This window comes from Kitasatospora sp. NPDC007106 (assembly GCF_040634455.1).
Lineage (GTDB): Bacteria > Actinomycetota > Actinomycetes > Streptomycetales > Streptomycetaceae > Kitasatospora > Kitasatospora arboriphila.
Genome location: NZ_JBEYFP010000155.1, coordinates 1 through 11,388 on the forward strand (window position 1 = coordinate 1; position 11,388 = coordinate 11,388).

The 11,388-nt window shown below is 74.0% G+C and carries 9 protein-coding genes and 1 pseudogene; 8 read left to right on the forward strand and 2 right to left on the reverse strand.

What is annotated here, in order from left to right:
* The 5 genes and pseudogenes from ABZ641_RS15525 to ABZ641_RS15545 all read left to right on the forward strand — a co-directional run.
* Positions 1 to 569 (forward strand): annotated as a pseudogene (locus tag ABZ641_RS15525) (class II glutamine amidotransferase); the annotation flags it as partial.
* Positions 566 to 1,537: an L-histidine N(alpha)-methyltransferase gene (gene egtD, locus ABZ641_RS15530; RefSeq protein WP_344625467.1), complete on the forward strand. Its 972-nt coding sequence runs from the start codon at positions 566 to 568 to the stop codon at positions 1,535 to 1,537. The pseudogene ABZ641_RS15525 and the gene egtD, both read left to right, overlap by 4 nt.
* Positions 1,538 to 1,658: 121 nt before the next feature.
* A complete protein-coding gene (locus ABZ641_RS15535; RefSeq protein ID WP_359982188.1) occupies positions 1,659 to 3,107 on the forward strand; it encodes a sugar porter family MFS transporter in 1,449 nt (482 codons plus the stop codon).
* 186 nt (positions 3,108 to 3,293) lie between these two features.
* Entirely contained in the window at positions 3,294 to 4,502 is a 1,209-nt protein-coding gene (locus ABZ641_RS15540; RefSeq protein ID WP_359982190.1) for a nitric oxide synthase oxygenase, read from the forward strand.
* Between the two features lie 55 nt (positions 4,503 to 4,557).
* Positions 4,558 to 5,784 carry an aminoglycoside phosphotransferase family protein gene (locus ABZ641_RS15545; RefSeq protein ID WP_359982193.1) on the forward strand — a complete coding sequence of 409 codons (1,227 nt, stop codon included), beginning with the start codon at positions 4,558 to 4,560 and terminating at the stop codon, positions 5,782 to 5,784.
* On the opposite strand, the gene ABZ641_RS15550 is transcribed toward ABZ641_RS15545, so the two are convergent.
* Together ABZ641_RS15550 and ABZ641_RS15555 are read right to left on the reverse strand one after the other, a co-directional pair.
* Complete coding sequence (locus ABZ641_RS15550; protein WP_359982196.1) at positions 5,765 to 6,967, reverse strand: serine hydrolase domain-containing protein; 1,203 nt, start codon at positions 6,965 to 6,967, stop codon at positions 5,765 to 5,767. The genes ABZ641_RS15545 and ABZ641_RS15550 overlap by 20 nt on opposite strands.
* Positions 6,968 to 7,244: 277 nt before the next feature.
* Positions 7,245 to 7,874 carry a TetR/AcrR family transcriptional regulator C-terminal domain-containing protein gene (locus ABZ641_RS15555; RefSeq protein ID WP_344625472.1) on the reverse strand — a complete coding sequence of 210 codons (630 nt, stop codon included), beginning with the start codon at positions 7,872 to 7,874 and terminating at the stop codon, positions 7,245 to 7,247.
* 124 nt (positions 7,875 to 7,998) lie between these two features.
* Here ABZ641_RS15555 and ABZ641_RS15560 point away from each other — a divergent pair, with 124 nt between their 5' ends.
* The 3 genes from ABZ641_RS15560 to fabG are packed head-to-tail and all read left to right on the forward strand — an operon-like array spanning position 7,999 to position 11,132.
* Entirely contained in the window at positions 7,999 to 9,147 is a 1,149-nt protein-coding gene (locus tag ABZ641_RS15560; RefSeq protein WP_344625473.1) for an acyl-CoA dehydrogenase family protein, read from the forward strand.
* Between the two features lie 27 nt (positions 9,148 to 9,174).
* Positions 9,175 to 10,362: an acetyl-CoA C-acyltransferase gene (locus tag ABZ641_RS15565; protein WP_359982199.1), complete on the forward strand. Its 1,188-nt coding sequence runs from the start codon at positions 9,175 to 9,177 to the stop codon at positions 10,360 to 10,362.
* 11 nt (positions 10,363 to 10,373) lie between these two features.
* The gene (fabG, locus tag ABZ641_RS15570) at positions 10,374 to 11,132 is read left to right on the forward strand and encodes a 3-oxoacyl-ACP reductase FabG (protein WP_344625475.1); all 759 of its coding nucleotides are present in this window, start codon (positions 10,374 to 10,376) and stop codon (positions 11,130 to 11,132) included.
* Positions 11,133 to 11,388: the final 256 nt, after the last annotated feature.

Consider the following 11,388-nt stretch of genomic DNA (forward strand, 5'->3'; position numbering starts at 1 on the left):
GCTGCGCGCCCGGCGAGGCCGCCGCCGCGCCGTTCGCCGCCGGGCGGCTGCTGTTCAGCCACAACGGCGCCCTGCCGGGCTGGCCGGAGCGGTACGGCCCGCTCGCCGCCACCCTGCCGCCGGCCGACCTGATGGCGCTGGAGGCGCGCAGCGACTCGGCCCTGCTGTGGGCGCTGCTGCTGGCCAGGCTGCGCACCGGCGCCGAGCTGGGCGAGGCGCTGGCCGACACCGTCCGGGAGGCCGCCAAGTACGGCGACGCCAGGCTCAACCTGCTCGTCACCGACGGGACCTCGATCGCCGCGACGGCCTGGGGCGACACGCTGTTCCACCGCTCCGGCCCGGGCGTGGTGGTCGCCTCGGAGCCGTACGACGACGGACCCGGCTGGGCCGAGGTCCCCGACCGCACGCTGCTGCTCGCCGGGCCGGCGGGCGTGGCGCTGCACCCCATCGACCGCGCCGGACCGGCGCCCGCCGCACAGGAGTCCGCCCGACCGGGGCGCACCGAGGAGGAGAGCGACCGGCCCGCACCCGGGTCCGGCCGCCCGACGCGAGAGGACGACTCGCCGTGAGCACCTTCGACCTGACCCGCCTGCTGCCCGCCGACCACTTCAGCCACGCGCTACGGCACGACGTGCAGCGGGGCCTGACCGCGAGTCCCAAGTGGCTGCCGCCGAAGTGGTTCTACGACGCGCGGGGCAGCGAGCTCTTCGAGGAGATCACCCGGCTGCCCGAGTACTACCCGACCCGGGCCGAGCGGGAGATCCTGACCGACCGGGCCGGCGAGATCGCCGCGCTCACCCGGGCCCGCACCCTGGTGGAACTCGGGTCGGGCTCCTCGGAGAAGACCCGGCTGCTGCTGGACGCGCTGAACGGGATCGGCAGCCTGCGGGGGTACGTGCCGGTGGACGTGAGCGAGAGCGCGCTGGAGGCCGCGGGCAAGGCGCTGATCGCCGACTACCCGGGCACCGACGTGCACGCGGTGCTGTCCGACTTCACCCAGGGGCTCGGGCTGCCGCCCGGCGGCGGGCCGAGACTGGTGGCCTTCCTCGGCGGCACGCTCGGCAACTTCGTGCCCGCCGAGCGGGCCGGCTTCCTGCGCACCCTGCGGGCGGCCATGGAGCCGGGCGACGCGCTGCTGCTCGGCACCGACCTGGTGAAGGACCCGGCGGTGCTGGTCGCCGCGTACGACGACGCGGCCGGGGTGACGGCCGAGTTCAACAAGAACGTGCTGAACGTGCTCGACCGGGAGCTGGACGCCGACTTCGACCCGGACGCCTTCGAGCACGTGGCGTTCTGGGACACCGAGCAGGAGTGGATCGAGATGCGGCTGCGCTCCGTCCGCGACCAGACGGTGAAGATCCCGGCGCTCGACCTGCCGGTGCACTTCGACGAGGGCGAGGAGCTGCGCACCGAGGTCTCGGCGAAGTTCCGGCGGGAGCGGGTGGCCCGGGAGCTGGCGGCGGCCGGCCTGCGGCTGACCCACTGGTGGACGGACGCCGAGGGCCGGTTCGGGCTGTCGCTGTCGGAGCCCGTCTGAGCCGGCTGAATCCTCATACGATTCGGCTCTTGAACGCTCGTCCGGAAGGGTTTGCCCCAATAACCGGATAGTGCGTACATGTGATGAACAGACCGGGGGTACGATCCTGACGCCTCTCTCAATGTCGAGTACACAGGAGTCAGTGATCGTGAGCGTCACCCAACAGCCCGTAGCGGCCCGCGCGCAGTCGCCGGACCGGCTCGGCTTCGTGGTCTTCATCACGGCGGCGGCCGCGCTCGGCGGCTTCCTGTTCGGCTACGACAGCTCGGTGATCAACGGCGCCGTCTCCGGCATCCAGGCCCGGTTCGGGATCGGGGACGGCGTCACCGGGCTGATCGTCTCCTCGGCGCTGCTCGGCTCCGCGGTGGGCGCCGCCCTGGCCGGCCGGTTCGCCGACCGCTACGGCCGGATCCGGGTGATGAAGGCCGCCGCCGTGCTGTTCGCGCTCAGCGCCGTCGGCTCGATGCTGCCCTTCTCCGCCTGGGACCTCGCCGCCTGGCGCGTCCTCGGCGGCGCCGCGATCGGCATCGCCTCGGTGATCGCCCCGACCTACATCGCCGAGGTCGCCCCGACCCGCTACCGCGGCCGGCTCGCCTCCTTCCAGCAGGCCGCCATCGTGCTCGGCATCGCCATCTCCCAGCTGGTCAACTGGCTGCTCGCCGAGGCCGCGGACGGCGACACCCGCGGCAGCCTGCTCGGCCTGGAGGCCTGGCAGTGGATGCTCGGCATCTGCGTGCTGCCGGCGGTGCTGTACTTCGTGATGTCGGCGATGATCCCGGAGTCCCCGCGCTTCCTGATCTCCGCCGGGCGGCTGGACGAGGCCCGCTCCGTGCTCCGCGAGGTCGAGGGCGAGGGGACGGACTCCGAGGCCCGGATCGCCGAGATCCGCGGCCTGATCGACTCCGACCACCGGCCGCGCTTCCGCGACCTGCTCGGCGGCCGGGCCGGGCTGCTGCCGATCGTCTGGGTCGGCATCGGCCTCTCGGTCTTCCAGCAGCTCGTCGGCATCAACGTGATCTTCTACTACTCGTCGATCCTCTGGCAGTCCGTCGGCATCGACCAGAGCAACTCGCTGATGATCAGCTTCATCGGCTCGGTGATCAACATCGCCGGTACCGCGATCGCCGTCCTGCTCGTCGACCGGATCGGCCGCAAGCCGCTCGCGCTGATCGGCTCGGCCGGCATGGCCGTCACCCTCGGCGCCGCCGCCTGGGCGTTCTCCTCCGCCACCGGCACCGGCGACGACGTCACCCTGCCCGACCTGCAGGGCACGGTGGCGCTGGTCTCGGCCAACCTGTTCGTGCTGTTCTTCGCGCTCTCCTGGGGCGTCGTCGTCTGGGTGATGCTCGGCGAGATGTTCCCCAACCGGATCCGTGCCGCCGCCCTGTCGGTCGCGGCCTCCGCGCAGTGGCTGGCCAACTGGGCGATCACCGTGTCGTTCCCGGCGATGTCCCGCTGGAACCTCTCGGCCACCTACGCCCTGTACGCGGCCTTCGCGCTCGGCTCGATGGTCTTCGTGGCTCGCTTCATGAAGGAGACCAAGGGCATCCGCCTGGAGGACATGGGCTGATCCTCCGGGAGTCGAGGGGCGTCCGCGGGGTGCGGGCGCCCCTCCGCCGTGTCCGGCCGACCGCGCCGGACAGCGGCGGGGCTGGGGGCGGGGCACCATAGCGGCCGCCGCGGCGGGACGCGGCACAATCGCGCACTCTCCGCGCCCGACCCGGCACATCCGGTACCCATGACGCCAGGGAGGGATGTGTCCTTGATCTTCCGCCGGATTCGCGCCACCCGCAGACCCGCCGCGGCCTGCCCCTACGCCCACCAGCACGCACCTCAGCCGCCGGCCCCGCCGGCCGCGGCCGCACCGCCGCCGACCGGGGCGCTCGCGGGCGAGGCCGTCGCCTTCGTCCGCCAGTTCCACCGCGAGCAGCCGGGCACCGGCGACCCCGCCCCGCGGGTCCGCCAGGTGCTCGCCGAGATCGAACGGACCGGCAGCTACCGGCACACCGCCGAGGAACTCGCCTTCGGCGCCCGGCTGGCCTGGCGCAACGCCGCCCGCTGCATCGGCCGCCTCTACTGGCGCAGCCTCGTCGTCCGCGACCTGCGGCACGTCGACACCCCCGACGCGATGGCCGAGGAGTGCTTCGAGCACCTGCGGACGGCCACCAACGGCGGCCGGATCCGCCCGGTGGTCTCCGTCTTCGCCCCGGACCGGCCGGGGCGGCCCGCCCCGCGCATCCTCAACCAGCAGCTCGTCCGCTACGCCGGCCACCCCGACGGGGCGGGCGGCTGGATCGGCGACCCGGCCGGCGCCGCACTCGCCGGACTCGCCCGCGGGCTCGGCTGGAAGAGCGGCGAGGACCGGTTCGACGTGCTGCCGCTGATGATCCGGCACCGGCCCGGCGAGGAGCCGCGCTGGTACGAGCTGCCGGACGACGCGGTGCTGGAGGTGCCGCTGCGGCATCCCGACCACGCGTGGTTCGCCGGGCTCGGCCTGCGGTGGTACGCCGTGCCGGCGATCAGCGACATGACCCTGGAGATCGGCGGCGTCCGCTACCCGGCGGCCCCGTTCAACGGCTGGTACATGGGGACGGAGATCGGCGCCCGGAACCTGGCCGATGCCGACCGGTACAACATGCTCGGCGAGGTGGCCCGGCAGCTCGGCCTCGACACCGGGTCGGAGCGGAGCCTGTGGCGCGACCGGGCGCTCGTCGAACTGAACGTGGCGGTCCTGCACTCCTACGAGCGGGCCGGGGTCACCATGGCGGACCACCACACGGAGTCGGCGCGCTTCCTCGCGCACGTCGCGCGGGAACGGCGGCACGGGCGGCCCACACCGGCGGACTGGAGCTGGATCGTGCCGCCGGTCTCGGGCGGGCTGACGCCGGTGTACCACCGGTACTACGACCCGGTGGACCCGGACCTGCGGCCGGCCTTCCTGCCCGGCGACGCGGGGGCGCCCTGAGCAGCGGCGAGGAAAATCGCTGGCCGGAGGGATGACGGGTGGTCACAATGCGCGGGTGGAACAGAGTGTGCAGCGCAGTGTGACGGCAGTGGTGACCTTCGAGGGCGAGAGGCTGGGGGAGGTCGGGCCGTTCCCGGTGGACCATCCGCGGTGGCAGGAGGTCGGGCCGGTCGCGCGGGGGCTGGAACAGCGGCTCGGGGTGCCGGTGCTGGTGCTGCGCCTGGTGTCCGTGGCGGGCGGGGAGGCCGGACGCGGCGGGCACGTGGTGTACCACGCGGAGGCGCTGCGCCGGCCGGAGGCCGTGCTCGACGAGGGATCCGTCCGGCTGGAGGAGGACCCGCTGCGGGCCGCCTGGGCCACCCCGGACGGCCTGCGGGCCGCGCTGGCCTGGGCCGAGGAGGAGCTCCGCGCGTGCGGCCGCCCGGCGACCGGCCCCGCCGAGCAGGTGAAGAGCTGGAACCTCTCCGGTCTGGTCCGCATCCCCACGGCGGACGGGCCGGCCTGGCTGAAGACCACGCCGCCGTTCGGCACCGACGAGCACCGGCCGATCGCCCTGGTCGCCTCGCTCGACCCGGCCCTGGTGCCCGGCGTGATCGCCGCGGCGCCCGGCCGGCTGCTGCTGGAGCACGTGCCGGGCGAGGACTGCTGGGGGCTGCCCGAGGACGCCATGCTGGACGCGGTCGGACGCACCGTCGCCGTCCAGGCCGGGCTGGCCTCGGCACTGGCCGCCGACCCGGCGGCGCACGGGCTGCGCGACCGCTCGCCGCGGCGGGTGCTGGAGCAGGCCCGGGAGCTGCTGCCCCGGCTGGACGACCTGTCGGCCGAGGAGCGCGGGCGGGCCGGGGCACTGCTGGACGGCCTGCCCACGGTGATCGACGCGCTGGACGCCTGCGGGCTGCCGCTCACCCTGGTGCACGGCGACTTCCACCCGGGCAACTACCGCTCGGACGGCAGCGCCACGGTGCTGGTCGACTTCTCCGACGCCTTCTTCGGGCATCCGGCCTTCGACGGGCTGCGGCCGCAGGACTTCCTCGGCGAGCAGCGCTGGGCGGACGTCCGGTCCGTCTGGGCCGCCGCCTGGTCTGCGGCGGCCCCCGGCTCGGACCCGCTGCGGGCGCTGGAGCTCGCGGCCCCGCTGGTGCACCTCGGCTACGCCGTCCGCTACCAGGAGTTCCTGGACGGGATCGAGCGCAGCGAACGGATCTACCACGAGGGCGACCCGGCCTCCGAGGTGCGGGCCGCACTGGCGACGGCCGACGCCCTCAGTGTCCCGGGCCGTTGAGCAGCCGGCAGACGAAGTCCTCCTCGACCGCCCGCAGTTGCACGAGCAGCGCGGGCCGGGTGCTCTGGCTGATCTGCTCGGTGACGGAGACCGTCACCGAGCGGCGGCCGTCCGGGGTGGCGGCGGCGAACTGGGTGTAGCCGGCGGTGTTGCCGGTGTGGCCGTACACGACGCCGCAGCGGGTGGTGTAGCGGAAGAGCGCGAGCCCGGCCGCGTTGGTGCCGGGCCCGGCGGGCTCGGAGGCGCCGGGCACCCAGTCCGTCTGCTGCTGCCGGGTCGAGGGCTTCAGGAAGCCGTCGCCGCCGTAGGCGCGGATGAAGGCGGACAGGTCGGCGGGGGTGGAGACGATGCCGCCCGAGGCCCAGGCGCCCGAGGCGCCGAACAGCGTGGAGACGTCCTCCGGTGGGTCGGGCGGGACGACGTCGTAGCCGTGCAGGTAGGGCTCGGGCAGTTCGTAGCCGCGCGGCAGGGTCGTCTCGCGCAGGCCGAGCGGGCGGTTCACCAGTCGGGCGAGGAGCTCCTCGTACGGGCGGCCGGTGGCGGCCTCGGCCATCAGGGCGGCGGCGATGTTGTCCGAGTTGGAGTACCGGTACTGCGTGCCGGGGGCGAAGCCGAGCGGCTGGCCGAAGACGTAGTCCAGCAGGTGGTGCGGGTCGAAGACGTGGTGCGGGTCGGCGGTGATGACGGCCCGGAAGGCGGCCGAGTCGCTGTAGTCGGGCAGTCCGCTGGTGTGCTGCAGCAGCTGGCGCAGCGTCACCGCGTGCCAGGCGGCGGGCAGGTCGGGCAGCCGTTCGCCGATGGTGTCGTCCAGGCCGAGGGCGCCGCGGTCCACCAGCCGCAGGGTGACGGCGCCGCTGAAGGCCTTGGCGGCGCTGGCGATCCGCATGTGGTCGGTGATGCGGGGCCGGCGGCCGGTGCCGACCTCGGCGGTGCCCGCGCGGTGGACCTCGGTGCGGTCGCCGTACCGCAGGACGGCGATGGCGCCGGGCGGGCCGCCGGGGGCGGTGACCAGCTCGCGCAGTGCGCGGTCGAGCGACGGGCGGCCGCCGTCCTGGCCTCCGCCTCGGCCGCCGGCCAGGGCGGTGCCGGGCAGCAGGCCGGTCAGGGCGAGGGCGGCGGCCAGGACGGCGGCGGGGCGCAGGGGCCGGCGGCAGGTGCGGGCCGGGCGGGGCGATGGCTGCACGGTGGGCTCCGGGTGGCGGACCGAGGGGACAGCAGCCAGTGATGACCGTCTGTCTGGTCGGGCAAACGCATCCTGGGCGGCTGTGACCCGGAGGGGAGAACGACACCCTTCGAATGGCTGCCACCGTACGGACCTGGGCGAGCCGGAGTGGTCGGGAGCACCGCGCCCGGACTGCGCAGTTCCCCGCGCCCCTTGGGGGCATCCGGTCTCCGGCGAAGAAGCACAAACCAGGGGCGCGTGGGGGCCCCTGGTGGGCTACCCCTTTGCGCTACAGCGCCTAGCCGGCCGCGGGGTGGCGCAGGGCGAGGCCGTCGAGGAGGGCGGCGAGGCCGGTTTCGAAGGCGCCCTCGTCGATCGCGCGGCGGTGTTCGGCGAGCAGGTGGGCCTCGCCGAGGTGGGGGTAGTCGGCGGCGTAGACGGCGGCGTCCTCGGGGAAGCCGCCGGCGAAGGAGCCGAGGGCGGAGCCGGTGATGAAGTAGCGCATCAGCGCGCCGATCCGGGTGGCCTGGCCGCGCGGCCAGCCGGCGTCGACCAGGCAGCCGAAGACGGCGTCGGCGAGGCGCAGCGCGTTGGGGCGGCGGCCGGGGCCCTGGGCGAGGACGGGGACGACGTTGGGGTGGGCGGCGAGCGCGGCGCGGTAGCTGCGGGCCCAGTCGCGCAGGGCGGTGCGCCAGTCCTCCGGCGCGTCGAACATCGAGAGGTCGACCTCGCCCATCACGCTGTCGACGACGGCGTCGAGGAGGTCGTCCTTGGTGGCGAAGTGGTTGTAGAGGGAGGGCCCGCTGACCGAGAGCTCGGTGGCGAGGCGGCGGGTGGAGAGCGCGTCCAGGCCGTCGGCGTCGACCAGGGAGAGCGCGGCGGCGACGATCCGCTCGCGGCTGAGCAGCGGGGTGCGCGGGCGGGCCATGCGGTCGCGGCCTCCGATCGGGTGGGGTGTCACACATTCTTGCAGGCGGCCCTTCCGCGGGCGGCGCGGTGGGGCTACGCTCCCATTAAAACTTGCACTGCTAGTTTATGGAGCGTCCGCCGCCATGAATCTTGAGCTGTCCGAGGAGCAGGCCGCCGTCCGCGACCTCGCCGCGGCCTTCACCGACCGCGAGATCGTGCCGCACGCGGCCGCCTGGGACCGCGCCGAGTCCGTGGACCGCGGCATCGTCGGCAAGCTCGGCAAGCTCGGTTTCCTCGGTCTGACGATCCCCGAGGAGTACGGCGGCAGCGGCGGCGACCACCTGGCGTACTGCCTGGTGCTGGAGGAGCTCGGCCGCGGCGACTCCGCGGTGCGCGGCATCGTCTCCGTCTCGCTCGGCCTGGTCGGCAAGTCGATCGCCGGGTACGGCACCGAGGAGCAGAAGCGCGCCTGGCTGCCCCGGCTCACCTCCGGCGAGGCGCTCGGCTGCTTCGCCCTCACCGAGCCCGGCACCGGCTCCGACGCCGCGAACCTGACCACCCGGGCCGTCCGCGACGGCGGCGACTGGCTGATCACCGGCAGCAAGACCTTCATCACCAACGGCACCTGGGCCGAGGTCGCCCTGGTCTTCGCCCGCACCGGCGAGGAGGGCCACCGCGGCATCACCGCCTTCCTGGTGGAGACCGGACTGCCCGGCTTCGAGCGGCGCACGATCCACGGCAAGCTCGGGCTGCGCGGGCAGGCCACCGCCGAGCTCGTCCTCGACGGTGTCCGGGTGCCGGACGGCGCCCGGCTCGGCGCCGAGGGCCAGGGCTTCCGGGTCGCGATGTCCGCGCTCGCCAAGGGCCGGATGTCGGTCGCGGCCGGCTGCGTCGGTATCGCCCGGGCCTGCCTGGAGGCCGCCGTGAAGTACGCCGGCGAGCGCGAGCAGTTCGGCAAGCCGATCGCCTCCCACCAGCTGGTGCAGGAGCTGCTCGCCGACATCGCCGTCGACGTCGAGGCGTCCCGGCTGCTCACCTGGAAGGTCGCCGACCTGATCGAGCGCGGTCTGCCCTTCGCCACCGAGTCCTCCACCGCCAAGCTGTACGCCAGCGAGGCGGCGGTGCGCGCCGCCAACAACGCCCTGCAGGTGTTCGGCGGCTACGGCTTCATCGACGAGTACCCCGTCGGCAAGTACCTGCGCGACGCGCGCGTCATGACCCTCTACGAGGGCACCAGCCAGATCCACAAGCTGCTGATCGGGCGATCCCTGACCGGCATCAACGCGTTCTAGAACCCACGAGAACAGGAGCCCGACGAAGTGCGTCCCGTCTACTTCGCCGCCGCCCGCCGCACCCCGATCGGGCGGCTGCGCGGCGCGCTGTCCACCGTCCGGCCCGACGACCTGTCGGCCGCCGTCCTCTCCGGTCTGCTGGCCGACGTGCCGCAGCTCGACCCGGCCCTCATCGACGACGTCTACTGGGGCGCCGCCAACCAGGCCGGCGAGGACAACCGCAACGCCGCCCGGATGGCCGTGCTGCTCGCCGGACTGCCCGACAGCATCCCCGGCGCCACCGTCAACCGGCTGTGCGCCTCCGGCATGGAGGCCGTCACCAGCGCCGCCCGGGCGATCGGCTCCGGCGAGGCCGAGGTCGTCGTCGCCGGCGGCTGCGAGTCGATGACCCGCGCCCCCTTCGTGCTGCCCCGCCCCGACGAGGCGATGCCGCACCGGATGGAGACCTTCGACACCAGGCTCGGCTGGCGGCTCACCAACCCGCGGATGAAGGAGCTGCACGGCGTCCTCTCCATGGGCGAGACCGCCGAGGAGGTCGCCGCGCGCTTCGGCGTCACCCGCGAGCAGCAGGACGCCTTCGCGCTGCGCAGCCACCAGCGGGCCGCCGCCGCCCGCAAGGACGGCCACTTCGACGCCGAACTGCTGCCCGTCGTCCGGCCGGACGGGGTCACCGTCACCGCCGACGAGTCGATCCGCGAGGACACCACCCTGGAGAAGCTGGCCGGTCTCAAGCCGGTCTTCCGGGCCGGCGGCACCGTGACCGCCGGCAACGCCTCGCCGATGAACGACGGCGCCGCGGCCCTGCTGCTGGTCTCCGAGGAGGCGCTCGGCCGGCTCGGCCTGGAGCCGCTCGGCCGCTACGTCGCCGGCGCCTCGGCCGGCGTCCACCCGGACGTCATGGGCATCGGCCCCGTCCCCGCCACCCGCAAGGTGCTGGCCCGGGCCGGCTGGCAGGTCGGCGACGTCGAGGAGGCCGAGTTCAACGAGGCCTTCGCGGCCCAGGCGCTCGCCTGCGTCAACGAGCTCGGCTTCGACCACGACCTGGTCAACCCGAGCGGCGGAGCGATCGCGCTCGGCCACCCGCTGGGCGGCTCCGGCGCCCGCATCCTCACCACCCTGCTGCACCGGATGCGCCGGACCGGCGCCCGGCGCGGCCTGGCCACCATGTGCGTCGGTGTCGGACAGGGCACCGCCGTACTCGTCGAGAAGAACTGAGGGCAGATCAGATGACGCGATTCGCAGGCAAGGTCGCCGTGGTGACCGGCGCCGCCCAGGGCATCGGCGCGGCCACCGCCGCCCGGCTCGCCGAGGAGGGCGCGACCGTGGCCGTCGTCGACCTCACCGCCGAGCGGGCGCAGGCCACCGCCGACGCCATCACCGCCAAGGGCGGCACCGCCCGCGCGTACGGCTGCGACGTGGCCGACTACGACGCGGTGGACGCGGTCTTCGCGCAGGTCGTCGAGGACCTCGGGGCGCTGCACATCCTGATCAACAACGCCGGCATCACCCGGGACAACCTGTTCTTCAAGATGGCGAAGAACGACTGGGACGCCGTCCTCACCGTCAACCTCACCAGCGCGTACAACTGCAGCCACGTGGCGCAGAAGTACATGGTGAAGCAGAAGTACGGCAAGATCGTCTCGCTGAGCTCGCGCTCCGCGCTCGGCAACCGCGGCCAGGCCAACTACGCCGCCGCCAAGGCCGGCATCCAGGGCCTCACCGCCACCCTCGCGATCGAGCTCGGCCCGTTCAACATCAACGTCAACGCGGTCGCCCCCGGCTACATCGCCACCGCGATGACCGCCGCCACCGCCGAGCGGGTCGGCTCCTCCGCCGAGGACCACCAGGCGATGGCCGCCGAGCGGACCCCGCTGCGCCGGGTCGGGCAGCCGGAGGAGGTCGCCTCGGTGGTGGCCTTCCTGGCCAGCGAGGACGCCTCGTACGTGAGCGGGCAGACGCTGTACATCAACGGCGGCGCCCGCTGACGGGAGCTGTCGCCCCGCCCCGGAGTCGTGCGGGCTTACCGAATCCGGGGGTGGTCTTTACCCGATCCGGTGGCCCACTGCGGTGGGTGCGACGGCCCCGGGGTGACTATGGATCAACGGGCCCGCGCCCGGTGGGATGTGGGGTGCCGACCCCCCGGTCGGCCCCCCACCCCCCAGGGGGCCCACGGGCACGCCTCAGATCGGAACAGCCCACCTCTGAACACCACTCACCACAACACTTATCTAGTATTACGGC